This is a genomic window from Nonomuraea sp. CA-141351 (assembly GCF_050944675.1).
Classification (GTDB): domain Bacteria; phylum Actinomycetota; class Actinomycetes; order Streptosporangiales; family Streptosporangiaceae; genus Nonomuraea.
In genome coordinates this window covers 6,378,755-6,402,603 of record NZ_CP191982.1, presented here as the reverse complement: position 1 = coordinate 6,402,603, position 23,849 = coordinate 6,378,755, and the positions used below count along the sequence as shown (strand labels likewise).

Genomic DNA, 23,849 nt, shown 5'->3' with positions numbered 1-23,849 from the left:
GCCGGGCAGGTGCGGGACCTGCCGCTCGTCGGCCTGCCGTCAAGTTGGTTGTCACCAAGTACGCGCGAGCGTGTTGAGGCTGGTCGGTGAGGACCTCGTCGGCTTGTGCCGGATTCGCGGAACCGGAGACGTGCCCGGCCGCGTTTGGCCTCCCGTACGAGGTCGCCGACGTCGAGGCCGAGGACCTCGACGGAGCGGGCCGCGCTCGCAGGCCGACCGGGGCATCGATGATCTCCCGCCGGCGGCAGAACCGGTAGGCCGCCGGCGGGAGCAGATTGGAGGTAGGGAATGGTCGAGGGACAGAAGATCAAGGGTGTTAGATTGTCGGGCGAATTGACGTTGACCTGACAGTAGAGGCGTGGCTCACGTGGCAGGGTTTGAGATCTACTTCGACACGCTCGAGGAGTGCGCGACCAAGGCCAAGGGAGTCGCGAACCAGTTCAAGAGTGCGGCGGAGGATGGTCCCACGAGCGTCAGTACCTCCTGTTTCGGTGACCTCGAGGACCTTTCTGACAAGCTCGTCAAGGCCGTCAACGACTTCGAGGTGAAGATCGACGCCGAAGTGCGTTATGCCCAGCAGAACCTGACCAAGGTCGAGGCGGCCATCCACCGGGTCGTCGACAACGTCCGCAAGGCTGACCTCCCCGACGTTCCCCGGACGGAGCAGGCGTGACGGATATCTGGGACCAATACCTCAGCCCCATCCAGCGCGTCATCGACAACTTGAGCGGCGACCAGGCCGAGATCACCAAGATCTCGGGGCGATGGCGAACGGCGGCGACCAACATCACCACGGAGACCGGCGTCATCAAACGCGCGGTCAACAGGGTGGACAGCGCGTGGAACGGCGTCGCCGCCGAAAACTTCGCCACGTACATGGCCAGATATCCCGAGTCCGGTACGGCACTGAGTGAGGCCTTGACCGGCTGCGCCGGCAAGCTGGATGCCGCGGGGAGCGCGCTGGAGACGGCCAAGAGCGAGGTCCAAGCCCTCTACCGGGAGAAACGCGCCTGGCTGGATGAGCAGCGCAACGACCCCGACAGCACCACCATCTCGATGACGAGCATCAGGTCCCAGGTGTCCAATGCCCTCGAGCGGGCCAAGGTGCACACAGACAAGGCGGCCCAGGCCCTCCGTCAGGCCACCGACGAGATCGGGAAGCACCTCGGCGAGGTGCGGTTCTTCACCGGTATCCCCGCTCCCGGCGATCAGGACTTCGTCCCGGGCAACAAGTCCGGGACGCGCTGGATCCCCGACCCCGACTTCCAGCCCCGTACCCCGAAAACCCAGCTGGCGTCCTACAACGGGAACGGCGCGCCGACCAGTGAGAGCAACGGGTACGGCGCCAACGCAGGGGGCGGTGGTGGCGGCGGCGGTGCGAGCACGCCTTCACTGGCCGTCCCGCCGAACGCTCACAGCCTGGCGCCCAACCCCCGCGCTCAGGCCGTCATCGACTACGCCCTCAAGCAGATAGGCGACCCTTATGTCTGGGGAGCGACAGGACCCGGCTCCTTCGACTGCTCCGGGCTGACACTGCGCGCGTACGAGTCCGCGGGGATCGCCATCCCGCGGGTCGCCCACGACCAGTGGCTGCGCGGACCGCGCATCCCTGAAGGCAATGTGCAGCCCGGGGACCTGGTCTTCTTCGACAACAACGGTGATGGCACCGCCGACCATGTGGGCATCGTGCTCGACCCCGAGAAAGGCACGATGATCCACGCGCCCAGAACGGGCTCCGACGTCAAGATCGCTCCCTACAGTCGCACCCCCATGGGCTTCACCCGGCCGGGAACGAGCTGACTCTGGCACGGGCCCGGAGTCGCGCTGGAAGCCCGGCTGGCCGGCCGCTTCACCGTACGGGCGTGTCCGTGGCCCCCGTGGGGAACTCCTCGATGCCGAGCACCCACAGCAGCTCCAGCCGCTCGCGGGTCTCGGCGTCCGCCGGGGTGAGCACCAGGAGTTGCTGACCCTGGTCGGGGGTGACCAGGGTCTCGCAGTCCATCAGCAGACGGCCCACCCGCGGATGCAGCATGGTCTTGCGGTCGGCGCGCCGGACCGCCACCTCGTGCTCGGCCCAGAGCCGGCGGAAGTCGGCGCTCGCGGCCTGCAAACGGTCGATGAGTCCGGTGACCGTGGGGTCGCCGGACCGGCGGCCGACGGCCGCGCGCAGGTCGGCCACGAGCTGACGGGCCTGATGCCCCTGCTCCTCGGGCGGGCAGACGGCGCGGGCGGCGGGCTCGGTGAACCAGCGGTATACGGGGTAGCGCCGGTCGCCGGAGAAGCCGGTGTGGTCGCCCGTCATCAGGACGGCCGCCCGGTTCTGGGCGAGGACCTCGCCCAGGTCGGACAGCACCAGGGCCGGGGTGTCGCCGAGCAGGTCGAGCATGCGTATCAGGCCGGCGCGGGCCAGGCGGGCCACCCCGTCGGCGGGCGGGGGCCGGTGGCCGGCCAGGTGGAACAGGTGGTCGCGCTCGTCGTCGGACAGGCGCAACGCCCGGGCCAGCGCGCCGAGCAGCTGGGTCGAGGGCTGACTGCTGCGGCCCTGCTCAAGGCGTACGACATAGTCCACCGACATGCCGGCGAGCATCGCCACCTCTTCCCGGCGCAGGCCCGTGGTGCGGCGGCGGGGGCTGTCGGCGAGGCCCACCTCGGCCGGACGGATCGCCTCGCGGCGGCGGCGCAGGAAGTCGGCGAGCTGGTCACGGTCCATGGCTTCATACTGCCTCTCGGCCGGCGAGCCGAGCCAGGGAGCGGCTCTCCCATGATGAACGCTCCGCTTTCGCCCGTCCCGGCCCGGGCCCAGGGTGGGGGAGGACATCGACAACGAGGGAGAACATGATGCAGATACGAACCCTGGGCCGCACCGGACCGGCCGTTTCCGCGCTGGGCCTGGGCGCGATGGGGATGTCGGGCGCTTACGGCGCGACCGACCGGGTGGAGAGCATCGCCACCGTGCACGCCGCGCTGGAGGCCGGCGTCACACTGATCGACACCGGTGACTTCTACGGCATGGGCCACAACGAGTTGCTGCTCGCCGAGGCGCTGCGGGGCCGGGATCGCGACAGCTACAAGCTGAGCGTCAAGTTCGGCATGCTACGGGGGCCGGGCCCCGAGATCGGCGGGCCTGACGGCCGTCCCGAGGCGGTGAAGAACTTCTTGGCCTACTCGCTGACCCGGCTGGGCACCGACCACATCGACATCTACCGTCCCGCCCGGCTGGACCCGGCGGTACCGATCGAGGAGACGGTGGGCGCGATCAAGGAGATGGTCGACGCCGGGTACGTGCGGTACATCGGGCTCTCGGAGGTCGACGCGGCGACGATCCGCCGGGCGCACACCGTGCACCCGATCGCCGACCTGCAGATCGAGTACTCGCTGATGTCCCGCGCGGTGGAGGCGGACGTTCTGCCCACACTGCGGGAGCTCGGCATCGGCCTGACCGCGTACGGCGTCCTCAGCCGCGGCCTCATCTCCGGGCACTGGAGCGCCGGCCACACTGCCGGCCCCGGCGACATGCGCGGTTTCAGCCCGCGGTTCTCCAGCGGGAACGTGGAACACAACCTCGCCCTCGTGGACGCGCTGCGCCGGGTCGCCGAGGCGAAGGGCTGCACCGTCGCCCAGCTGGCCATCGCCTGGGTGGCCGCACAGGGCGAGGACATCGTGCCGCTGGTCGGCGCCCGCACCCGCGAGCGGCTGGCCGAGGCGCTGCCCGCGATGGACCTGAACCTCACCGCGGACGACCTCGCCGAAATCGAGAAGGCGGTACCGCCGGGCGAGGCGCGCGGCGACCGATACCCGCCCGCGTTCATGTCCAACCTCGGCGTGGGCAACTGAGCCCGGCCGCCCGCGGCCTCATACGCGCAGCTTTGTCAGCCGGTCCGTGGCCTGGTGCTTCGCCTCAAGCGCCGAAGGCGGCTCGGAGGAATTCGCAGATCTCAGCCCGCGCGGCCTTGGCCTGCGCCACCACGCCCGGCATGGACAGGAACGCGTGTGGTGCTTCGGGATACTCGGTGAGCCGCGTGGTCGTCCCGGCCGTCCGCAGCCGTTCGGCGAAGCGGCGGCCGTGATCGGCCACCGGATCGGCGGTCGGCACCACCACCAGCGCGGGAGCCAGCCCGCTCAGGTCGTCGGCATACAGCGGCGACAGGTCGCGCGGATCGGTTCCGGGTGGAACGGCCAGCCGCTGGAACAGGCGTAGCTGCGGCACGGAGGTGGTCGGGGTGTCGGCGTACTGGGCGATCGAGGGATAGTCGAGCATTGTTTCGGTGACGTCGACAGCCGGGTTGACCAGCACCTGTGCCCGCAGCGGCAGGCCGGTCTCCCCAGCCCGGATCGCCGTCAGGGCGCTGATCAACGCGCCGCAGCTCTCGCCGAACACAGCGATACGCGTCGAGTCGATGCCCCACTGCTCGGCGTTCTGCAGCACGTGCTGGAGCACGTCCCAGCCGTCGTCGACGGCGGCTGAAAGCGGGGTGTCCGAGTCCAGGAGGCGGTGCTCGACCGAGATGACGACCGCGGGCAGTCGGGTGGCGAGGTGGCTGTTGGTCCAGTCGCACTGTACGGCCGTGCCCACGAAGCTGCCTCCGTGCACGTGGAGCACGAGGGGCAGACCGGTGCGTCCGGCGGCTTCGCCGGTGCACTCGGGTGTCGGGCGGTAGACCCGCACCGGGAGTTCACGGCCGGGCAGCGGTACCCGCTGCCATTCGATCGTGGCGCCGAGGTCCGGTTCTCCGGTGATCGCCCGGGCCGCGTCGGACATCCGGAAAAAGTTCTCCGCGTCGCGCCAGGCGATCAGTTCCTCGGGCGTCAGCGTTGTGTAGTCCGGCGTCGGCGGCCGCTTGACAGCAGTGGTCTCACTCATGACTTCTTCTCCCCTCCCCGGCAGGGGCACCGGGGGCGTCTCACTGATGCAACCATTATGCACGCAGTGCGTGCAACGCCAAGTGCATAGGTTATGCTGAGCGTTGGCGAGAGGAGCGAAATGGCAGGCCGGAGGCGCTGGTCGACCGACGAGATCCTGGACACGGCGACGGAGTTGCTGAGCACGAGCGACGCCGAGTCGTTCAGCGTGCGCAAACTCGCCGCGGCACTCGGGACCGACTCCTCCAGCCTGTACCGGCACTTCCGCGACAAGACCGAACTGCTGCGCGCGATCGCCGACCGGATCCTCCTGGCGGCCATGGACGGCTACTGTCCCGAGGGCGACTGGAAACAGCGCATCACCGCCGTGGCCCTGCGCTTGAGAGACGCCTTCGGCCGGCAGCCCCAACTCGCCGCGATCTGGGGACGCTACGCCTCAAGCGGCACCGGCTCCCGACTGGTCATGGAAGAGGTGTTGCAGGCCCTGCGAACCTCGGGCCTGCCCGATGAGGAGATCCCGGCGCGCTACCACCGGATCGCGATCCTCCTGGCCTCACTGATCGCCTCCGAGGCCGGAATCAGCACGATCACCCCCCAGGAGTACGAGCAGGGCATGGAACTGTTCCGCGTCGCGGTGCTGGGCGCCGACCCCGAACGCTTTCCCGCCCTGGCCCACTTCGCCCGCGACGTCCGCCCCCTCGGAGCCGACCGCCGCGCCGCGTTCGAAGAGATCATCGCTGCTCACCTCGACTACGTTGAGACCGCAACCCCCTGACTCACCTCCGGAAAGCGGTCAGGCCTGTCCCGAGCTCCTTCCGTCACTCCTGGTTCTCCAGGGTGAGGACGTGAACGGCTCGAACCGGCTCCATGACGTCTGCTCCTAGTGGCTGTGACCGAGGGCGGCGATCCATGGACCCCGAACTCGTCGCAGCGACCTTCGGGATGGACCCCGAGGGCGTCATGATCTATCTCGCCGACCATGTCCATGAGGGCCGCCTACTCGACCGGAACGAAATAGGATCATGATGCGATCTCCGCTTGCGGGCCGCGTGCCGGCGCTTCACCTCGGCCTGGAATCCGTGCTGAGCGGCCTGGCCGTCCGGCACCCAACGGCCCCGGTCCATTCAGAAAAGCGCCGATTGGCCGCCCTGCCTGCGATGAGTTTCACCTCGATCGACGGCTATATCGAGGATCCCGACGGTGGCATGGACTTTCTGGACCCGGGCGAGGACTTTCAGCAGGCGGCGAACGACCATGTTCGCCGGACCGCGGCGTTCCTGTTCGGGCGGCGGCTGTATGAGGCGATGGAAAAGCCCTGGACGCAGGATCTCGGCAAGGAAGGCGCCCCGGCCGTCGAGCGGGAGTTCGCCCAGTTCTACAAGGAGACGCCGCGGTACGTCTTCTCCGACACCCTCCAGACCGTCCCCAAGCGTTGACTAACCGGCATCGGGGTTAGCCGGTCTTCTCGACGCGCGACGTCGTCGGGGAGAGGGGCTCGTCGTCCTGGTCGCGGGGCAGCAGTTCGGGCACTTCTCTCCCGTCGCGATCGACCAGGATCGAGCGGGGCTCGTCATCGGCGAACGCGTGGCGCTCACCCCACTGCCGAAGCGCCACGATGGTGGTGAAGAGGTCCTGGCCGGCGTCGGTCAGACGGTACACGTGCCGCTTGCCGCCGGCAGTGGTGCTCGTGGTGAGAATGCCGTGGTCTACGAGCCTGCGCAGCCTGTCAGTGAGGATGTTGCGGGCGATCCCGAGCTGCTGGCGGAAGTCCGTGAACGAGGATGCGCCGCTCATGGCGTCGCGGATGATCAGCAGACTCCACCGGTCGCCCACAAGGTCGACCGTGCGCGCGACAGGACACGTCGGGTCAGTCCACCCGCCTCCAGGGCCGAGCGTCACGTCCACCTGGACACCTCCCCGCGATGGTTGCGATTTGAAACCATTATGCCCTACGTTGAAACGGTTGCATATTGCTACCAAAAGGAGGGGTGGAGTGACGGCAAGAGTCACAGGGCCGCAGCGGTTCGTGCTGGCGCTGGTGTGCGCGGTGGCAGTTTCCACGATCTACGCGATCCAACCGGTGCTGGAGACCGCAGGCGCCGATCTGGGACTCCCGTCGGAGTCTCTGGGCTGGCTGGTCGCCGCCGGGCAGATCGGCTACTGCGCCGGACTGGTCCTGCTGGTCCCACTCGGCGATCTACTCGACCGCCGCCGGCTCATCATCGGGCACCTGCTGCTCACCGCCGCGGGAGCCGGAATCACCGCTGCTGCCCCGAAGGGGGTCATCGCGGTTGTGGGGCTGGCGGTCGCGGGGCTGTTCGCGGTGGTCGTGCAGGTCACGGTCGCCTACATCGCTGCCGTCTCGCCCGCGGGCGAGCGGGGCCGCAACATCGGGGCGGTCACCTCAGGGGTGGTGATCGGCATCCTCGGTGTGCGTGTCCTCGCCGGTGTCCTCGGCGACACGCTCGGCTGGCGTGTCGTCTACGTTGTTCTCGCACTGCTCTGTGCCGTGGTCGCCCTGGCAGCGCGGCTGAGTCTTCGTGTCGATGCCCGGCAGGCAGGTGACCGCTACACCCGGGTGCTCACCTCGATGGTGAAGCTCGCGGTCACGGACCGCCTGTTCCTCAGCCGCGGGCTGATCGCCTTCTTCCTCTTCGCGTCATTCGGGACGCTCTGGAGCGGGCTCACGCTCCCCCTCAGCGCCCAGCCCTGGGGGCTGGGCACCACCGAGATCGGCCTCTTCGGGCTGGCAGGACTCGCCGGAGCGCTCGGGGCCGCCCGCGCGGGCCGGTGGGCCGATGCCGGTCACGCGCAGGCGATCAGCGGCTGGTCACTCACCTTGCTCGCCGCATCCTGGCTCCTCATCGCCCAGACCGAGCCGACGTTGTGGCTGCTGATCGCAGGCATCGGCTTGCTCGACTTCGCCGTCCAGGCCGTCCACGTCAGCAACCAGCACCTCCTCACCACGGCCCACCCAGACAGGGCCAGCAGCGTCATCGGCGCCTACATGGCCTTCTACTCCCTCGGCTCCGCGCTCGGGGCGATCAGCACGACCTGGGCCTACGCCACCTGGGGATGGCCGGCGTCAAGTCTGCTCGGTGCCCTCTATGCCCTGGCCGGGCTGGTCGTGTGGGCACTCAGCCGGGCATTCGCTCGCCACGGCGCCGACCTGTCCCATGTCGCCACGACCGCGAAGGAGTGCGCATGACCTGTCCGCGCCGGGCGTTGAAGCGCTCCTCGTATTCGAGGAGAACCGGACATCTTCGCCCGAAAGACCTCATCGAACCCGGTCACAGTCTTGAACGCCGCTCCGCAGGTGAAATCGGCCAGTAGCGACAGCGAGCCGGCACGCGCTTCGTTACCGCCGTCTAGCGCTCCGATGCGGGTGGCTGCTGCCGCCCTCGCGCCATCGTCCCCTGACGTCAGGGATGGTTCGGATGAGATCCGTGCGCGAACTGCACGGTGATGGACAGGCCGCCTTCGGGGCGTGCGCTGGTGGTGAGGGTGGCGTGGTGAGCCTGGGTGACGGCATTGACGATGGCGAGGCCGAGGCCGTAGCCGTCGCGGCGGCCGTGACGTTCGGGCGCCAGTCTCTGGAAGGGTTGAAAGAGGCGCTGGATCTGGTTGCCGGGGATGACTGGCCCGCTGTTGGTGACCGTGAGGGCCACCTGCGTGCCGGAGGTCTGTGTGGTGATCTTTACGTGCCCGTCTGCGTGGTTGTGGCGGATGGCGTTGTCGATGAGGTTGGCGACGAGGCTTTCGATCAGTCTCGGGTCCCCGGCCGTCACCGCGGGCGTCAGGTGTTCGGCGAGGTCAATGCCTGTCCGCGTTGCTTGGTCGCGGCGGGAGGCGAGCACTCCTTCGACGACGTGGGTGAGGTCGAGAGTGTCCCGGCGGGTGACGCCGCGCTCGCTGGTGGCCAGGGCGAGCAGTGCTTGGACCAGCCGCTCCTGGTGTCCGCCCAGGGCGAGGGCCTCCTGGCAGACCGAGCGCAGGGTGTCGGCGTCGGCATCGGGGTCGGAGAGGGCGACTTCAAGCAGAGTACGCAGACCGGCCAGAGGGGTGCGCAACTCGTGGGAGGCGTTGGCGACGAAGTGGCGTTGGGCGTCGAAGGATGCCTCGAGGCGGGCGAACAGGTCGTCGAGGGTGTGGCCGAGCTCGGTCAGCTCGTCCGTGGGCTCGCCGAGGTCAAGGCGCCGGTGGAGGTCTCCGGCTGAGATGATCTGGGCGGTGGCGGTGATGGCGCGCAGCGGCTGCAGGAACCGGCCGGCGACGAACCAGCCGAGAGCCAGGGCGACGGGAACCAGAATGACCAGGGCGACGGCGGATCCCGTGAGGAGCTGGGGCAGGCTGATCCCGGGCCCGGTTTCGGTGATCGCGCTCGATGAGGGGTGGCCCTTGGGGGTGGCCGCCTGGACGCTGGCGAGCGGGACGGCGACGAAGACGACCACCAAAACCCCGGCGGCGTAGATGCCCGCCGCGTAGGCGAGCGCGAGCCGCGTCTGCAAGGACCTCCTGGCGAACTTTCGGGAGGTCATGACGGTCCGATGCGGTAGCCGCCTTCGCGGATGGTCTCGATCACGGGCGGGTCGCCGAGCTTGGCCCGTAACCGGTGCATGGTGTGCTTGACGGCGCTGCTGAAGGGGTCGGTGGCCTCGTCCCAGACGCGTTCGAGCAGTTCTTCCGCGGAGATGACCAGGCCGGGTACGGCGAGCAGGCATTCGAGCAGAGCGAACTCCCTGGGGCTCAACTCAAGGCGCCGGCCAGCCCGGAACGCTATACGGCGGGCCGGATCGAGGGTGATGTCCCCGCAGGCCAGGGTGGGCGGTAGCGGCGGGGTGGCGCGGCGGGCCAGGGCACGGACGCGGGCGACCAGTTCGGCGAACGCGAAAGGCTTGGCCAGGTAGTCGTCGGCGCCGAGGCTGAGCCCGTCGACGCGGTCCTCGATCGTGCCGGAGGCGGTGAGCATCAGTACGCGGGTCTCACAGCGGCCATGGGCGAGTCGCCGGCAGATCTCGTCCCCGTGGACGCCGGGCAGGTCACGGTCGAGGATCACCACGTCGTAGCGGGTGGCGGCCAGGCGGTCGAGGGCGGCGGTTCCATCCAGGACGACGTCGACGGCCATGCCCTCGCGGCGCAGTCCGGTTCCGATGGAGCGGGCGAGGACCTCGAAGTCCTCGACGACGAGGACCCTCACCGCCACTCACCGCCGGTCGTCGTGCGGGCGGGGCGGCCGAACCGTCCGCCGGGTCGAGGTGCCATGGTTCAACGATGCCAGATCCCCGGTTCCAGCCAGGTCGCAGCGGCTGCGACCCGGCTGGAACCGGGTGCCGCGTACAACCGTCGGCATGAGTTCATTCACGCCTCACCGATCCAGCCCGCGGGCCGGGCGGGACCGTTTCCCCCAGTTGCTGCGCGCGGAGTGGACCAAGTTCCGCTCCGCGCGAGGCTGGGTGCTCGCCATGGCGGCCTCCGTGCTGGTCACCGTGTCGCTCGGACTGCTGATCGCCGGGGGTGCCCGCAGCACCTGCGTGACCGGGAAGGGCGAGGGCCCCTGCCCCGCGCCTTTGGTGGGTCCCGACGGCACGGCGGTGAAGGACAAGTACTACTTCGTGCACCAGCCGCTCACGGGGAACGGCAGCATCACCGCCCGTGTGTCGGACATGACCGGGCAGATGCGGCTGCCGGACGCCGTACCCGGGGTGCGCAACATCAAAAAGGGAGTGGTGCCGTGGGCCAAGGCCGGGCTCCTGGTCAGGCAGAGCCTCAAGCAAGGCACGCCGTACGCCGCCGTCATGCTCACCGGAGATCACGGCGTGCGGATGCAGCACAACTTCACCCAGGACGTGCCCGGCGGTCCTCACAATGGCCCGCAGTGGCTGCGGCTGACCAGGTCGGGCGACACCATCACCGGCTACGAGTCAGACGACGGCAAGACGTGGACCGAGGTCAGCACGGTCAAGCTCACCGGCCTGCCGGAGACGGTCGAGATCGGGCTGTTCGCCACCTCGCCAGGCGCGTTGTGGGACATGGCGGAAGCCTTCGCCCAGGCCACCGCCACCTTCGACCAGATCACGCTGCAGGGCGCGAACGGTTCGTGGCGGCACGACGACGTCGGCGTCTCCATGGAGTCCGACGGCAAGACCCCGCATCATCCGGGCGGGGTGGTCGAGTCCGGCGACAAGCTCATCGTGACCGGGGGCGGTGACATCGGGCCCGCCACGGTGGAGGGTGGTGTGCGCGCTGACCTCATGCTGATCGGCGGGGCTGTGGGGCTGATCTTGGTGCTCGTGGTGGCGGTCACGTTCTTCACGGCGGAACACCGGCGGAGGCTGATCGGGGCCGGTCTGCCGGCCGAGCCGCATCCAGCGCCAGCGCGGCTGCTGGCGGCCAAGGCCGTGGTGGTCGGCGCGGTCGCTTTCGTGGCGGGGCTGGTGACCTCGGGGGTCGTGGTCCCCGTCGGCCTGGCGATGTTGCGTGCCAATCAGAACCCGATTCAGCCGATCACCCTGGGTACCGAGCTGAGGGTCATCGTCGGCTACGCGGCGCTGACCGCGGCCGCCGCCGTACTGGCTCTGGGCCTCGCCGCGCTGGTCAAGCGGGCCGTCGTCGCCGTCGGGCTGGCCATCGCGCTGGTCGTCGTGCCCTACCTGCTGGCGACCGCAGGTTTGGCGCCATGGCTGCTGATGATCACCCCTGCCGCCGGGTTCGCGATCACGCAGAGCGTCCCCACGTTCGCGCATGTGGACGTGCACCCGTCACTGCTCGGGGGCTATTACCCGCTCCCGCCGTGGGCAGGTTTGACCGTGACCTGCGGATATGCCGCCCTCGCCCTCTGGGCGGCGATGGCGGTACACCGCAGGAACGTGCCACGTTAGGTTCCGCTCACCCAAAGGTGCTGGGCGGCAGCACCCCGGGACGCGGCTCGGACAATGCCGGAAGTACGCCCGAACCTCGAGGTCATGAAGGCGTGCCGTGCAGGCGGTCGCTGCGCGGCTCCGGCACGTTATCCGGTACATCGCGCCGGTTGGTGGCGGAGCTGTGGGGGGCGAGATCGCCGGGAGCTCCCGCCGTATGTCAGCGGCGGCGTCAGGACTGCGACGGCCCCGTATCAGAGCGGACGGCGATGGTGGACCTCGAAAGAACACAGCACAAGGAGCCCATCATGCAGAAGTTCGACACCCCCGCCCCGATCTCCGCCGTCCTGGACATCCCCGCGGGACGCGTCCAGTTCATCGCCGCCGACCAGGCCGACACCACGGTCGAGGTCCGGCCCGCGAACGCCTCAAAGAGCCGCGACGTGACGGCAGCGGAGCAGACCAGGGTCGAATACGCCGACGGCGTCCTGCGGATCGAGACTTCGGTGAAGAACCAGTACTTCGGCCCGTCCGGATCCATCGAGGTGACGGTCAACCTGCCCGCCGGCTCCCGCATCGAGGCCAAGACGGCCGGCGCCGAACTCCGGACCGTCGGTCGTCTCGGCGATGTCGCCTTCGAAGGCGCGTACCGCGAGGTCAAGCTCGACGAGACCGCGAGCCTGCGCCTCACCGCGGTCGACGGTGACGTCGAGGTCGGCCGGCTGGGCGGCCCGACGGAGATCAGCACCGCACGGGGCGACATCCGGATCGCCGAGGCCATGGGCGGCAAGGTCGTGCTCCGCACCCAGTCCGGAGACATCTCGATCGCCGCCGCCGGCGGAGTCTCGGCGGCACTGGATGCCGGCACCAGCCACGGCCGCATCACCAACGCCCTCAAGAACGACGGCACCGCCGAACTCGACATCCACGCCACCACTTCCAACGGCGACATCACCGCCCGCAGCCTGTGACCCGCAGCCTCCAAAGGGGAACAACGGGACCAGTCATTAGCGGTATGGGCTGTTCGAGTAGGTCAGATCCATCTCACCGCTAATGGCTGTCCTCGCGTCCCCGACTCCGTACTTGGTCTGCCCCCTGTCAGGCTCCGGCGGCATCGAGGCGGGCGAGCTGCTCCCCTGTGAGCTTGACGTCGAGCGCCGGCAGCGCCGCCTCGTACTGCTGGAGGGTGCGCGGCCCGATCAGCGGCACGATCGCCGGCGAGGTCTGGTGCAGCAGCCAGGCAAGGACCAGCGCGTTCGGGGTGATGCCGGTCTCGGCGGCCACCTTGGCGGCAACGGCGAGTCGGGCCTCGGCGTCCGGACCCTGGTAAGGGTTCATCGCCTCGTGGCCCGCGCGCTTGGCGGGGTTGTCGTAGATGCCCTTGAGGATCGGCGAGTAGGCGACCAGGGTCAGGTCGTCGTGTGCCTGCAGGTAGTCGAGCTGTTCGTCGTCCACGATGGACGCGTGCCGGAGCCCGGCCCGGCGCCGCAGGTAGGAGTGCTGCTGCTGGAGCGCCACCGGCGCCGGCCAGCCGTGCTGGGCGCACAACTGGCGGATCCGCTCCAGCCGCCAGGTCCGCACGTTGGACCAGCCGATGTAGCGGGCCTTCCCGGCCTGGACGATGCCGGCCAGCGCCTCCAGCGTCTCCTCCAAGGGCGTGGCGCGATCGTCGACGTGCACGTAGTACAGGTCGACATGGTCGGTGCCGAGCCGGCGCAGGCTGCCGTCGATGGCCTCCCGCAAGGTCTTCGCCCCGGCCCCGGCGAACGTCCGATAGGCGGCGTCCCAGTCAGGCCGGCCGTCGGACCAGACCGCGTCCAGGTCGCGTATCACGGCGCTGCCCTTGGTCGCGAGGAACACCTGCTCGCGCCGGCCGGTCCTGGCCAGCCAGCGGCCCAGAAACTCCTCACTCTCGCCGCCGTAGCTGCCCCGGTTCTCCCACCAGCAGTAGCAGTCGGCGGTGTCCAGGAAGTTGCCTCCGGCCTCGAGATACCGGTCGAGGATCGTGACGGCTTCGTCCTCCGGCGTCACCGTTCCCATGATCATGCACCCTAGTGCGAGCTGACTGACCTGCTCGCCCGTACGGCCAAGCTGCACAGTTCTCACGTGATGTGCTCCCTTCTCGGTGCCACCGACGCTAGGAGCTCGAGCACGCTCCAGGTCAAGGAAACGGGGGAAGATTCAAGGGCGCCGCGGATGCGCCCTCAAGCGCCAGAAGAGATCGTCACGCTCTCACCTGGGAGAAGAGGTCAACAACCGGGGACAACCATCGGCGTTCGTGCGGTCCGCGGCGTCGGGCGTCGGAACTGGCGGTGGGGGAGTGGCGGAGATCTTGGATGGAGTGGCTGTTTCGGGGGAGGTCTGGATGCGTCAGTGATTGGCCAGGCAGTCGCCGGTGATCGGCCGGCAAACCTGTATGTGGCGGTGACGAGGCCTGGCTATCGCGGTTTCTGCCTCGTCTCGCCTATGAGATCTACAATGTAAAGGCGCTCGGTTAAAAGATCTCATCCCTCACACCACCAACAACACAAACATCCACAACAACTGGAGCTCCGGCTGACCAACTCGTTGATGAGCCGTGTCGAGATCGCTTGATCGGCAAGAAAGCGCAGAGCTGTACCTTCCGACCGGACGCTGCCGTCTTTGACGGCCTTCACCAAGGTCGGCCAGTGGTCGCCCGTCAGGGGATTCGGCCGCCTCGGTCAGGATCGTTGCCGCTTGGCTGCGTACCAACTGCCTGAACGCCGTCATCTCGGTCGCGGGCAGCTTCACTCTCAAGCCCGAAGTCCTGGCCGAACGGCTCATGCTGGCGATCTTCGGCTACGGCGCCGACACCGGAGAACGTCCGCCGTTACTTCGAGCCGTCCCCCGAGGCGATCGCCGAGCTCACGAGCCTGCTCGCGCCCGGCGGCGGCAACCGCTGAGCCGCGTTCCTTGATCCTTCTCGGTGGCGACGGCGGAGGCGGAGAGGAGCGTCGCTGCGGTGAGGCTGCCCCAGAGGGCGGCCGAGCCGTGGGAGGCGAGAGCGGTGATGACCGCCGGGGAGACGGCGAGGCCGAAGCCCGTGGAGAGCTGGAAGCGGGCGAGAGCGCGTCCCAGGACATGGGCCGGGGCGAGGGCGGTGACGAGCGCGGTGGCGCTGCCGGCATAGAGGATCTCGCCGATGGTGCAGATCACGGACACCGTGGCGACTGCCGGGGCGCCCCAGCCGTGTCCCAGTGAGGTGGCAGCGAGGAAGCCGAGGTAGGACGCGGCGAGTACCACGCCGGCGAGAGCCAGCACGGTCCGCCGGGAGAAGCGGGACATCAGTACGGTGACCGGAACCTGCAGGGTGACCACCAGCACCGTGTTCGCCACGAAGATGGCTGCCGACCACACTGGGGATGTGTGCAATTGTGTCACCAGGACCAGGGGGAGCGCGATTTCGGGGACGTTGAGGCAGAAGACGTAGATCACGTTGGCGGCCAGCAGCGCGCGCATCTGAGGTGCGGGCCCGCCGGCCCTGTCCTTGGCCGGAGTAGCGGCCGGATGCGTGTGCAGGTGGACCGACCATGCCAAGGCCGCCGCAGCGAGATAGGCGAGCCCGGTGGCGGCTGCCAGCGCCTGCAATGCGGTGGTGCCGCCCGCCAGGCATGCGGTGGCGAGGAGGGCGCCGGCGCCCAGGGCGGCGTTGCGCAGGGCGCGGCCTCCCGCGAGAGCGGCGTCACGTTCGCGGCCGTGGGCGACCGTGGCCACGAGGGCTGCGTGGGCGGCGGGCCATGCCTGGTTGCCGATGCCGAGGAAGAGTGCCGCCGTCGCGAACAGCCAGACGTGCCCCGCCGGGGTGGCCAGCAGCAGCGCCACGCCCAGCACCCGCACCAGCATCGACGCTGCCACGACCGTGCTGCGTGCGCCCCGGTCCAGCCATCGGCCGACAGCGGGCATGCACAGCAGACCCACGACGATGCCGGCCGTCATGGCGATGCCGGTGAGGGGCGCGGACAGCCTCAGCACTGTCACCCCGTAGAGCAGCAGAAAGGGCCGCAGCAGGCCGGTGCCGAGCGCGTCCACGGCCAGGGCGACGGCATAGCGGGGGCCTCCGGAGGCACGGACGAGGGCGCGCGGCTGGATCTTGGTGGTGGTTGTCATGGCGTCAACGATGCGTTCGGCCGCTGGGCCGGCTGTGTCGGTTGACGGACACCGTCAATTGAGGCGGTCGTCGGCGATCCGACCAGCGATGATGAGGGGATGACGTTGAGGATCGACATCGGCGGTCTGCCGTCCGGGCGAGTGCGGTTCGCTGCCTCCCCACTGGCCGAGCTGACCGCGATGCTGCACGTGCTGGCCGAACCCGGGCATCACCCGCAGCTCGCCGGCTGGGCCGGGGACGTCTGGGCTGGGCTGCGGCCGGAGCTGGCCGAGCGGCTCAGGGAGGCGGAGTTTCTCTGGCGTTCTTCGCGAGCCGACTTTCTGGTCCCCGCTCGTCCTCGGCTGACCCTCGCCGAGGAGCTGGACGATGTCGACCGGATCGACGATGAAACCTATGTGACCGCCGCGCTCATTACCACGTGCGGCAGCAACCGGGTCCACTTCGCCGCGCCGTCGCCGCTCGCCGACGCGACGGCGCGCGAGCGGGCCCTGGACCTGGCCCAGGCCCGCGGCGCGCTCCAAGAGGCCTTCGCGGAACGGTTGCTCGCGGACCCGGCCGCCGTGCGGGCACGGGTGCGTCACACCCTCGAACAGTGCGCCGAGGCCTTCTTCGACGCCGCCTGGACGGGCGTCGCCGTGCAACTCGCCACCGACCTGCGCCTGAAGAACGATCTGCTGAAGCGCCAGGGTATCGGGGCGGCACTCGCGTCGGTCTCCGGCGCCGTCACCCTGGCGCCGGACGGTAACTGCATCATCGTGGACAAGCTGCAGGACAATGCGACCGCCGCCTACGGTAGCGGGGTCACGTTCCTCCCTAGCGTCTTCGGCCGCCCGCACCTGGTGGTGGTCCACGCGCCCGGGTGGCAGCCGGTGGTGCAGTACCCCGTGGCCGAGGCACGTCCATCGGAGCCGGTATCGCTGGAGACGGTCACGCTACGGCTGGAGGCACTCGCGCATCCGGTACGGCTGCGGCTGCTGCGCACTCTCGCCCGCGGCCCGCACACCACTGGTGAGCTGGCCCACGCCTGGGAACTTTCAGCCCCGGAGGTGTCCCGCCACCTCGCTGTCCTGCGCCGCGCGGGCCTGCTCACGGCCCGGCGGCACGGTCGTTACGTCCGTCACACCCTCAATCTCCCCGAGCTGACGGCGCTGGGCGGCGACCTGCTGACGGCCGTACTGCGCTGAGTAGCTTCGGTCTGCCAGATCGAAATGCTCGCTACCCACGAGGGGTGGCTGTTGGGGTGATCCGCAGCTGTGTGATCAGTGACGCCCACGTCATGACTTCCCCGGTAAGGTGCCATGACAGGCTCATGACGATCCGCAATGCCGGCCGGGTGTGATCGACCGTACGGAATGCGTCCGCTTGCCAGCCCCCGCCGCTTTCGCTCGCGGCCGAGTTCGCCGTCACTGTTGTCGCGTCCCGGGCGCCGACCGGGGAAACGAAGGAGAAAAGACCGTTGCGCAGCAGCGAACTGGCCGCGCTCGCCGGAGTCACCATCCGCACCGTGCGGCACTACCTTCAGATCGGGATCCTCGAAGAACCCGAGCGCTCGGTCAACGGCTACCGCGACTACGACGTACGCCACCTGGTCCGGCTGTTGCGGATCGCCCGCCTGACCGAGCTCGGCGTCCCGCTCGCCGCGCTCCCGGACGTGCTCGACGATCCCCAGGCCGCGGAGACACTGCTCGATGAGCTGGATCGGCAGACGGCCGCCGAGATCGAGCGGCTCACCGGCCGCCGGGCGGCCATCGCCCGGCTGCGCGGCCACGGCGCGATGCCCGACCTGCCGCCGGAAATGGCCGCCTATGCACCCACTCTCAGCGCCGTCGCCGACATCGCCCCCGACACGGCGCGCCACGAGCACGAGCAGATTGTCCTGATCTCTCACCTGATCGGCGAGCCCGAGACGTCCACTCTCGCCGGCGCCCTGGCGCAGCACGCCATCTTCACCCCGGCCACTACGGAGCTGCTCCGGCGCTATGCCGAACTCGGCCCGGACACCCCGCAGGAGGTCGTCGAACAGCTCGCCGACGACATGGTGACGCAGTACCAGCCGCTCCTGGAGAACTGGCCGGACATCGAGTTCGGCACCGACGTCTCCACGATGCTCGCCGCCTACGGCGAGCGCAATCTGAACGACCAGCAGCACCGCGCGAACCAGCTGTTCGCGGAGCGGGTGCTCAAACGCATGGCGATCAGCGACGCGCCGGCGCCCGACCCCGCCCTCCCGGCTGAGCCCGCCTGATCTGTGCCACGTGGCGGTCGGTCAGAGGCTGGGCCGATGCGCCGGTTGACTTGGACGTGACGTCATAGTTTTTCCTGTTACCTATGCCGCTCGTCGCGCTTGTGCAGCTGAACGGGCACGTCCGCTCTGCGCATAGGAGGAGATAGTGCTATCACGTCGTGCCCGGTCGTCGTTCAAGGCGGTGCCGCTGCTGATGGCGGCGGGTGGATGTACCCGGTCGTCCGCGACTGCCGAAACGCAGGCTGCATGGCCGCCGCACCGGGTTCGACGCCTGACCGGCCGAGGCCGGTGAGGCGACCCGCCGGCGGCTTGCGGAGCGCCGGGCCTCGCGGTTCCGTCGCGGGTCGGCCGAATATCCCTGGCTGATCGGCCTGAAGCCACGCGCGGTGACGAACGGGTGGCCAGGACGGCACTGCCGGGTCTGGACCACGAGGCGCAGTTCGACGTGCCACAACGCATGCACGTGTACGCCCTCCGCGGTGCCGCGGACCGGACGTGAGCCTGCCCTCATGCCCATTTGATTTCACCTGTGACGATAGGAGAAAGCACATGCCATATCGCAAGAGACCGGCCGCCGTCCTGGGCGTCGCGGCGCTGACGCTGCTGCTCGGCGCCTGCACCGGACCGGTCGGCGGCCAGACCGTCTCGGCCGGTACCGCCCAGGCCGGCGCGCAGTCCGCCTCGTCCAGTCTCGTCCTGGACCGCTTCTACGGGCAGAAGCCGGCCTTCAAGCCGTGTGATCCGAAGCTGCCGCCGGGTGCGCCGGCCGTCAAAGCGGAGTGCGCGCGTCTCAAGGTGCCGCTCGACTACCGGAACCCGGAGGGCAGGCAGGCGGAGATCGCGTTGCTGCGGGTGCTCGCGCGCGGCAAGGACCGGATCGGGTCGCTGGTGCTGAACCCCGGCGGTCCCGGCTTCCCCGGCACCGAGTACGCGGCCCTGACCGCCGCCGTGTGGGCGAAATCGCCGATCACCGAACGCTTCGACCTGGTCGGGTTCGACCCGCGCGGCGTCGGCGCCTCCACGCCGGCGCTCGACTGCTACACCGACGCCGAACGCGAGCGCGGCGCCAAGCTCTCCTCGATCCCGGCCGGCGTGGATGACTGGACCCGGCAGGAGACCCGCCGGCTCGTCGCGCAGTGCGCCAGGCGCTCCGGCGGCACGCAGGTGCTCGCGCACGTCGGCACCCGCGACGTCGCGCGCGACATGGACGTGCTGCGCCAGGCCCTGGGCGATGCCAAGCTGTCCTACGCGGGCACCAGCTACGGCACCCGGCTCGGAGCCGTGTACGCGGAGATGTTCCCGAAGAAGGTCCGCGCGCTGGTGCTCGACGCGGCGTTCGACCCGATGGCGGGCACGTACGAGCGGCGCGTCCAGCAGGCGACCGGAATGCAGGCCTCGTTCCAGCGCCTGGCCGCCTCATGCGCCACCCGGCAGGACTGCCCGCTCGGCACCGACCCCAAGCGCGCCACCCAGGCGTTCCAGAAGCTCGTCCGGCCCCTGATCGACAAGCCGGCGCGGACCTCCGACGGGCGCGGGCTGACGTTCGAGCAGGCCGTCGAGGGGGTGACGGCCGCGATGTACGCCGAGGCGAGCTGGCCTGCCGCGATCGAGGGCATCGCCGAGTTGGAGGCCGGCAAGGGCGATGGTTTGCTGAAGCTGCGCGACGGCTACCACGGGCGAACCGCTGACGGCGGCTACCCCAACTCGCTCGAGGCCTCGATGACGATCAACTGCCTGGACGAGGAGCGCCACACACCCAAGCAGGAGACCGCGCTGAACCGGGCGTGGTTCAAGGCGGCGCCGTTCACCGACCCCGGCCGCCCGGTCAAGGAGGCGCGTGACGGCTGCGAGGGGTGGCCCGTCAAGCCGACGCTCGGTTACCCGTACGCCACCGGCATCAAGGGCCTGGCCGACACGCTGACGGTCTCCGTCACGCGTGATCCCATCACCCCGCACGAGGGCGGCATCAACCTGGCCAAGGCGCTGGGCGGCAGCCTGCTCACTGTCGAGGGCGAGCAGCACGGCACCCTCCTGACCACCAACGCCTGCGTCAACGACGCCGTGGCCGCCTACCTCATCGACCTCAGGTCCCCCGCCGAAGGGGCCCGGTGCAAGCTCTGAGCCCCACGCCGTCGTCAGGGCTCGATTCCTGACCTGATCTTCGACCCTTGAGGAGCCGAGAGCCGGTCGTGGCCGGGCCCGCTCGTGGTCCACGCGACAGGTGGCAGAACACCATCGCCTCGAAGTGGCGGCGTACGAGCGTCCCGGGCCGGTGCCGGTCCCGCAGCGCCTTTCTGCCCGTTCCGGGTGGCGAAGGAAGCGTCGAGCACCTGGCCTGGCCGTCGGTGGCTCGGTTGGGCAGGTTGTCGCGGACGGCGAGATGTCGCCGCGCATGCTCCACGTGTTGGGTTCGGAGAGGACCGATCGCCACAGGTTGCCTGATTGTCGTGGTCGATGCGCCTGACTAGGCGGTGAAGCCGCCGTCAATGGTGAGGCTGGCGCCGGTGATGAACGCAGCCTCCGGGCCGACGAGGTGGGCGACCAGCGCGGCGATCTCTTCCGGCGCACCGATCCTGGGCAGGGCCAGCCATTTGGTCATGGCCTGGGCCGCGGGGCCGTCGGGGCTCATGCTGTCGTTGGCCGTGGGGCCGGGCTGGACGTTGTTCACGGTGATGCCGCGTGGGCCCAGGTCCCGGGCCAGGCCGCGGACCAGGCCGGCGACGGCCGCCTTGGTCATGGCGTAGGCGGCGGCCCCGGCGAAGGGCGTGCGCTCGGCGTTCACGCTGCCGATCGTCACGATGCGCCCGGCGTCGCCGAGGTGGGGTAGCGCCGCCCGGATGGTGTGCACGACCCCGCGTACGTTCACGTCGATCATCCGGTCGATGTCCTCGGCGGCAAGGGCGTCGATGCCTCCCGCGCGGGCCACGCCCGCGTTGGCCACCACCACGTCGAGCCGCCCCCACACCTCCACGCTGCGCTCCACGGCCGCAGCGATGGCGGTGGGATCAGCGGCATCGGCCTCCAGGCAGAGTGCCTGCCCCTGACCGGCGGCGACCTCATTGACGACCTGGTCAGCGCGGTCCCGCTTGGTGGCGTAGGTGAAGGCCACGCGCATGCCGTCGCGTGCCAGCCGTTGCACGATGGCCGCGCCGATCCCCCGAGAACCACCAGTGACCAGCGCCACTTTGCTGCTCTTCATGTCCTGACCTCGATTCGATAGATAACGAACACGTCGATAGTCATCGAACAGTACGATAGCCTTCGACGTAATGGCAAAAGCGATGCACGCAAGGGAGCACCCATGCTGATCGAGGAGATGCACCCGGCCACCGCCGAGTTGCGGCTGCCGAAGGTCCTGGCGGCTCTGGCCGACCCGGCGCGGCTGCTGACCGTACGCGCCCTGCACCGGGCGGGGGAATCGGCGTGCACTCGGCTCCAGCAGGCGGCCGGCCTGACGATCAGCCGGTCCACCTTCTCCCACCACCAGCGGGTCCTGCGCGAGGCCGGGGTGATCCAGGTCAGGGTGCGCGGTTCCGAGCGCATTCTCAGCCTGCGCCGCGACGACCTGGACGCCTGTTTCCCCGGCTTGCTGGACGCCGTGCTCGGCACCGCCCCCGAGCACATCGGATCCTGACAGGAGGCGCGGGATGCGTGGATTCATCACCGACCCGACCGGCCGAGCCGGGCTGCGCCTGGACGACGACCTGCCCGAACCCGAGCCCGCGCCGAACGAGTTCCTGCTCGGCGTGCGCGCGTACGCCCTCAACCACGACGAACTCAACCTGATCCGCCGGCGACCTGAGGGATGGCGCCCCGGGCAGGACACGGCCGGGATCGTGCTGCGGGCCGCGGCCGACGGCAGCGGCCCGCCCGCCGGCGCACGGGTGGCCGCCTACCTCGACTGGGAGGGCTGGGCCGAGCGCGTGCCGGTCCCGGCGCACCGGGCCGCCGTACTCGATGACCGGGTCTCCTTCGACCAGGCCGCGACCTTGCCGATCGCCGGGCTGACCGCACTGCGCGCGCTACGCGCCGCGGGCGCCGTACTCGGGCGCCAGGTGCTGATCACCGGCGCGACCGGCGGTGTCGGCCAGTTCGCCGTGCAGCTCGCCGTGGCCTCGGGGGCGCACGTCACCGCGTACGTCAGCCGCCCCGAAAAACGCGTCACAGCTCTCGAACTGGGCGCGCACCGGGTCATCACCTCGCTCGACGAGCATGACCTCGGCCCCTTCGCCGCGGTACTCGACGGCATCGGAGGCCCGCTCACAGCTCAGGCCGTCCGGCGGATGGCCCCCCGAGGAACCCTGATCTGGTACGGCAACCTCGGCGGAGCCGCCGAACTGCGCCTAGATCGCTGATGTGAATTTGGGTTAGTGGTCGTAGGCGGTCAGGGACCGTTTCACGGGTGCGTCGGTGTTCCAGTTGTGCCAGATTGCGGCGTTGAGGGCGAGGATGCGCTGGCTGATACGGGCCCAGAGGCCGTCGGGGTGGCGGGCGTTGTGGCGTTCGAGGCCGAGCTGGTTCTTCAGTGTCCAGATGATCGCCTCGATGCGCTGGCGCAGCCAGCCGGGAAAGGGCAGGGCGCGTGCAGGCTCGTCTTCGCGGGTCGGCCGGATCAGGAGATGACCCAGATCGGCGGCGGCCTTCTCGATGCCGGCTCCGGCGAATCCCTTGTCGCACACGATCGGGCATGGCCCGTCGGCTATCTGGTGGACGTGCAGCAGGTGCAGGGCCTGCTTGCGTTCATCGAGCTCTTTGGGGTGGGCCAGGCTGAAGCCGGTCACCGCGCCATCAGCGGTAGTGATCAGCATCAGCTTGGCGCCCCAGTAGAAGGCGTGGTGGGACTTGTCCATGCCGTATCCGGCGATCTCACCCAGGTGTGATCTGTTGACCGTCACTCGCGAGGCGCCGCAGCGGATCGGGGTGCCGTCCATCAGCCGCAAAGGCTCGTGCCAGGTCGGGACCTGGCGGGCCAGCCACAACGCCGCCGCCGACATGGCCGGCCCCAGATCACGCAGTTGCCGGTTGTACTGCGACTGGGACGGCAGCCTGGGGAACAGGTGCCCGATCCGGCTGGCCGCCATCCGCATCCAGCGGCGTTCGTCATCACACCGCAGCAGCACCTGCGCCACTGCCACGACCACCGCCTCGGCCGGGGTCAGCACCGGCGGCCGGCCCCGTCCGCGAGGCCGTCCCCGCGAAGGCATCACGTGATCGTCCAGATGCACATAGAGTGCGGTCAGAAGGGCGTCTAAGTCAGTCTTCACACACCGACAATGGACGCCCTTCGTCACGCCCGCGGCCGATCACCAAAATTTCACATCAGCGATCTAGCCGACTTCTACGGCCAGGCATGGAACGCCCACGTCGTGGGCTTCATCAGCCCCGACCCGGACGAAACCAAGGGTGAGGACCTGGCCATCCTGGCCGCGCTGGTCGCGGGCGGCCGACTCGTTCCCCGCATCGGATTCACCACGGATTGGGAGAAGACTCCCGAAGCGCTCGAGGCCCTCGCCGAGGGAACGACCTACGGCAAGGCCGTGCTGACCCTGCCGTGAAGGCAAGCCAAGGCGATCACAAAGACCGTTTATACCGACGGCCGATTAGGCGATCCGGTAGGCGGCGGCGCCGTTGTGCAGGAAGCGGGCGCGGCCGTGCCCGTCGGAGCCGACCAGGGACAGGACCTGGTGGCCGTCGGACTTCGGTTCGGCGGTGATGACCGAGCTGTCGTTGAGGCGGACGACCTCGACGCGGTTCTCGG

Annotated in this window: 24 protein-coding genes; 14 read left to right on the top strand and 10 right to left on the bottom strand. The window is 69.4% G+C overall.

Going from position 1 to position 23,849, the window contains the following annotated elements; translation table 11 throughout:
* Window positions 1–367 precede the first annotated feature (367 nt).
* Window positions 368–673 carry a hypothetical protein gene (locus ACQPWU_RS30350; protein ID WP_433427474.1) on the top strand — a complete coding sequence of 102 codons (306 nt, stop codon included), beginning with the start codon at window positions 368–370 and terminating at the stop codon, window positions 671–673.
* Complete coding sequence (locus ACQPWU_RS30345) at window positions 670–1,800, top strand: NlpC/P60 family protein (protein WP_433427472.1); 1,131 nt, start codon at window positions 670–672, stop codon at window positions 1,798–1,800. Before ACQPWU_RS30350 ends, ACQPWU_RS30345 begins: the two co-directional genes overlap by 4 nt.
* Before the next feature lie 49 nt (window positions 1,801–1,849).
* Here the strand turns inward: ACQPWU_RS30345 and ACQPWU_RS30340 are convergent, their stop codons facing one another.
* A complete protein-coding gene (locus ACQPWU_RS30340; protein WP_433427469.1) occupies window positions 1,850–2,710 on the bottom strand; it encodes a helix-turn-helix transcriptional regulator in 861 nt (286 codons plus the stop codon).
* Between the two features lie 125 nt (window positions 2,711–2,835).
* Here ACQPWU_RS30340 and ACQPWU_RS30335 point away from each other — a divergent pair, with 125 nt between their 5' ends.
* Window positions 2,836–3,834, top strand: coding sequence for an aldo/keto reductase (locus ACQPWU_RS30335; protein ID WP_433427466.1), 999 nt, complete (start codon window positions 2,836–2,838; stop codon window positions 3,832–3,834).
* Window positions 3,835–3,898: 64 nt separating this feature from the next.
* Here the strand turns inward: ACQPWU_RS30335 and ACQPWU_RS30330 are convergent, their stop codons facing one another.
* Entirely contained in the window at window positions 3,899–4,861 is a 963-nt protein-coding gene (locus tag ACQPWU_RS30330; RefSeq protein ID WP_433427464.1) for an alpha/beta hydrolase, read from the bottom strand.
* Window positions 4,862–4,981: 120 nt separating this feature from the next.
* Between ACQPWU_RS30330 and ACQPWU_RS30325 the strand changes: the two genes are divergently transcribed.
* Both ACQPWU_RS30325 and ACQPWU_RS30320 read left to right on the top strand, forming a co-directional pair.
* A complete protein-coding gene (locus ACQPWU_RS30325) occupies window positions 4,982–5,635 on the top strand; it encodes a TetR/AcrR family transcriptional regulator (RefSeq protein WP_433427462.1) in 654 nt (217 codons plus the stop codon).
* A 247-nt stretch (window positions 5,636–5,882) separates the two neighbouring features.
* On the top strand, window positions 5,883–6,296 hold the full coding sequence (locus ACQPWU_RS30320) for a dihydrofolate reductase family protein (RefSeq protein WP_433427460.1): 414 nt from the start codon (window positions 5,883–5,885) through the stop codon (window positions 6,294–6,296).
* Window positions 6,297–6,312: 16 nt separating this feature from the next.
* Here ACQPWU_RS30320 and ACQPWU_RS30315 read toward each other — a convergent pair whose 3' ends face one another.
* Window positions 6,313–6,765 carry a winged helix-turn-helix transcriptional regulator gene (locus tag ACQPWU_RS30315; protein ID WP_433427457.1) on the bottom strand — a complete coding sequence of 151 codons (453 nt, stop codon included), beginning with the start codon at window positions 6,763–6,765 and terminating at the stop codon, window positions 6,313–6,315.
* 88 nt (window positions 6,766–6,853) lie between these two features.
* Between ACQPWU_RS30315 and ACQPWU_RS30310 the strand changes: the two genes are divergently transcribed.
* Window positions 6,854–8,068 (top strand): MFS transporter, encoded by a 1,215-nt coding sequence (locus tag ACQPWU_RS30310; RefSeq protein WP_433427455.1) that lies wholly within the window; start codon window positions 6,854–6,856, stop codon window positions 8,066–8,068.
* Window positions 8,069–8,282: 214 nt separating this feature from the next.
* Here ACQPWU_RS30310 and ACQPWU_RS30305 read toward each other — a convergent pair whose 3' ends face one another.
* Together ACQPWU_RS30305 and ACQPWU_RS30300 are read right to left on the bottom strand one after the other, a co-directional pair.
* Window positions 8,283–9,398: a sensor histidine kinase gene (locus tag ACQPWU_RS30305; RefSeq protein WP_433427453.1), complete on the bottom strand. Its 1,116-nt coding sequence runs from the start codon at window positions 9,396–9,398 to the stop codon at window positions 8,283–8,285.
* Entirely contained in the window at window positions 9,395–10,057 is a 663-nt protein-coding gene (locus ACQPWU_RS30300; protein ID WP_433427450.1) for a response regulator transcription factor, read from the bottom strand. Before ACQPWU_RS30300 ends, ACQPWU_RS30305 begins: the two co-directional genes overlap by 4 nt.
* A 151-nt stretch (window positions 10,058–10,208) precedes the next feature.
* On the opposite strand from ACQPWU_RS30300, the gene ACQPWU_RS30295 reads away from it, so the two are divergent.
* Together ACQPWU_RS30295 and ACQPWU_RS30290 are read left to right on the top strand one after the other, a co-directional pair.
* Window positions 10,209–11,738, top strand: a complete 1,530-nt coding sequence (locus tag ACQPWU_RS30295; RefSeq protein WP_433427448.1) for a hypothetical protein — start codon at window positions 10,209–10,211, stop codon at window positions 11,736–11,738.
* Window positions 11,739–12,025: 287 nt separating this feature from the next.
* Window positions 12,026–12,688 (top strand): DUF4097 family beta strand repeat-containing protein, encoded by a 663-nt coding sequence (locus ACQPWU_RS30290; RefSeq protein WP_433427445.1) that lies wholly within the window; start codon window positions 12,026–12,028, stop codon window positions 12,686–12,688.
* A gap of 127 nt (window positions 12,689–12,815) precedes the next feature.
* Here ACQPWU_RS30290 and ACQPWU_RS30285 read toward each other — a convergent pair whose 3' ends face one another.
* The 3 genes from ACQPWU_RS30285 to ACQPWU_RS30275 form a co-directional block, all read right to left on the bottom strand.
* A complete protein-coding gene (locus ACQPWU_RS30285; RefSeq protein WP_433427442.1) occupies window positions 12,816–13,823 on the bottom strand; it encodes an aldo/keto reductase in 1,008 nt (335 codons plus the stop codon).
* Between the two features lie 405 nt (window positions 13,824–14,228).
* Entirely contained in the window at window positions 14,229–14,522 is a 294-nt protein-coding gene (locus ACQPWU_RS30280) for a hypothetical protein (protein WP_433427440.1), read from the bottom strand.
* A gap of 81 nt (window positions 14,523–14,603) precedes the next feature.
* Entirely contained in the window at window positions 14,604–15,845 is a 1,242-nt protein-coding gene (locus tag ACQPWU_RS30275; protein WP_433427437.1) for an MFS transporter, read from the bottom strand.
* Window positions 15,846–15,944: 99 nt separating this feature from the next.
* Here ACQPWU_RS30275 and ACQPWU_RS30270 point away from each other — a divergent pair, with 99 nt between their 5' ends.
* From ACQPWU_RS30270 to ACQPWU_RS30260, 3 genes are all read left to right on the top strand, one after another.
* Window positions 15,945–17,030: a DUF5937 family protein gene (locus ACQPWU_RS30270; RefSeq protein ID WP_433427434.1), complete on the top strand. Its 1,086-nt coding sequence runs from the start codon at window positions 15,945–15,947 to the stop codon at window positions 17,028–17,030.
* A gap of 272 nt (window positions 17,031–17,302) precedes the next feature.
* Window positions 17,303–18,091, top strand: a complete 789-nt coding sequence (locus tag ACQPWU_RS30265; protein ID WP_433427432.1) for a MerR family transcriptional regulator — start codon at window positions 17,303–17,305, stop codon at window positions 18,089–18,091.
* Window positions 18,092–18,640: 549 nt separating this feature from the next.
* Window positions 18,641–20,212, top strand: a complete 1,572-nt coding sequence (locus ACQPWU_RS30260) for an alpha/beta hydrolase (RefSeq protein ID WP_433427429.1) — start codon at window positions 18,641–18,643, stop codon at window positions 20,210–20,212.
* 343 nt (window positions 20,213–20,555) lie between these two features.
* On the opposite strand, the gene ACQPWU_RS30255 is transcribed toward ACQPWU_RS30260, so the two are convergent.
* Window positions 20,556–21,290 carry an SDR family oxidoreductase gene (locus ACQPWU_RS30255; protein WP_433427427.1) on the bottom strand — a complete coding sequence of 245 codons (735 nt, stop codon included), beginning with the start codon at window positions 21,288–21,290 and terminating at the stop codon, window positions 20,556–20,558.
* A 102-nt stretch (window positions 21,291–21,392) separates the two neighbouring features.
* Between ACQPWU_RS30255 and ACQPWU_RS30250 the strand changes: the two genes are divergently transcribed.
* Together ACQPWU_RS30250 and ACQPWU_RS30245 are read left to right on the top strand one after the other, a co-directional pair.
* Window positions 21,393–21,725 (top strand): ArsR/SmtB family transcription factor, encoded by a 333-nt coding sequence (locus tag ACQPWU_RS30250; RefSeq protein WP_214644049.1) that lies wholly within the window; start codon window positions 21,393–21,395, stop codon window positions 21,723–21,725.
* A 13-nt stretch (window positions 21,726–21,738) separates the two neighbouring features.
* Window positions 21,739–22,446, top strand: coding sequence for a zinc-binding dehydrogenase (locus ACQPWU_RS30245; RefSeq protein WP_433427425.1), 708 nt, complete (start codon window positions 21,739–21,741; stop codon window positions 22,444–22,446).
* Between the two features lie 12 nt (window positions 22,447–22,458).
* Here ACQPWU_RS30245 and ACQPWU_RS30240 read toward each other — a convergent pair whose 3' ends face one another.
* Window positions 22,459–23,355, bottom strand: coding sequence for a transposase (locus ACQPWU_RS30240; RefSeq protein WP_433429273.1), 897 nt, complete (start codon window positions 23,353–23,355; stop codon window positions 22,459–22,461).
* A 9-nt stretch (window positions 23,356–23,364) separates the two neighbouring features.
* On the opposite strand from ACQPWU_RS30240, the gene ACQPWU_RS30235 reads away from it, so the two are divergent.
* Entirely contained in the window at window positions 23,365–23,646 is a 282-nt protein-coding gene (locus ACQPWU_RS30235; RefSeq protein ID WP_433445129.1) for a zinc-binding dehydrogenase, read from the top strand.
* Window positions 23,647–23,849 lie beyond the last annotated feature (203 nt).

Bases quoted from the DNA above. Each gene is read 5' to 3' on its own strand.
- ACQPWU_RS30340 (WP_433427469.1), bottom strand. From the start codon at position 2,710: ATGGACCGTGACCAGCTCGCCGACTTCCTGCGCCGCCGCCGCGAGGCG.
- ACQPWU_RS30335 (WP_433427466.1), top strand. From the start codon at position 2,836: ATGATGCAGATACGAACCCTGGGCCGCACCGGACCGGCCGTTTCCGCG.
- ACQPWU_RS30330 (WP_433427464.1), bottom strand. From the start codon at position 4,861: ATGAGTGAGACCACTGCTGTCAAGCGGCCGCCGACGCCGGACTACACA.
- ACQPWU_RS30325 (WP_433427462.1), top strand. From the start codon at position 4,982: ATGGCAGGCCGGAGGCGCTGGTCGACCGACGAGATCCTGGACACGGCG.
- ACQPWU_RS30320 (WP_433427460.1), top strand. From the start codon at position 5,883: ATGATGCGATCTCCGCTTGCGGGCCGCGTGCCGGCGCTTCACCTCGGC.
- ACQPWU_RS30305 (WP_433427453.1), bottom strand. From the start codon at position 9,398: ATGACCTCCCGAAAGTTCGCCAGGAGGTCCTTGCAGACGCGGCTCGCG.
- ACQPWU_RS30295 (WP_433427448.1), top strand. From the start codon at position 10,209: ATGAGTTCATTCACGCCTCACCGATCCAGCCCGCGGGCCGGGCGGGAC.
- ACQPWU_RS30290 (WP_433427445.1), top strand. From the start codon at position 12,026: ATGCAGAAGTTCGACACCCCCGCCCCGATCTCCGCCGTCCTGGACATC.
- ACQPWU_RS30280 (WP_433427440.1), bottom strand. From the start codon at position 14,522: ATGAGCCGTTCGGCCAGGACTTCGGGCTTGAGAGTGAAGCTGCCCGCG.
- ACQPWU_RS30275 (WP_433427437.1), bottom strand. From the start codon at position 15,845: ATGACAACCACCACCAAGATCCAGCCGCGCGCCCTCGTCCGTGCCTCC.
- ACQPWU_RS30270 (WP_433427434.1), top strand. From the start codon at position 15,945: ATGACGTTGAGGATCGACATCGGCGGTCTGCCGTCCGGGCGAGTGCGG.
- ACQPWU_RS30260 (WP_433427429.1), top strand. From the start codon at position 18,641: ATGCCATATCGCAAGAGACCGGCCGCCGTCCTGGGCGTCGCGGCGCTG.
- ACQPWU_RS30255 (WP_433427427.1), bottom strand. From the start codon at position 21,290: ATGAAGAGCAGCAAAGTGGCGCTGGTCACTGGTGGTTCTCGGGGGATC.
- ACQPWU_RS30250 (WP_214644049.1), top strand. From the start codon at position 21,393: ATGCTGATCGAGGAGATGCACCCGGCCACCGCCGAGTTGCGGCTGCCG.
- ACQPWU_RS30245 (WP_433427425.1), top strand. From the start codon at position 21,739: ATGCGTGGATTCATCACCGACCCGACCGGCCGAGCCGGGCTGCGCCTG.
- ACQPWU_RS30235 (WP_433445129.1), top strand. From the start codon at position 23,365: ATGGACGCCCTTCGTCACGCCCGCGGCCGATCACCAAAATTTCACATC.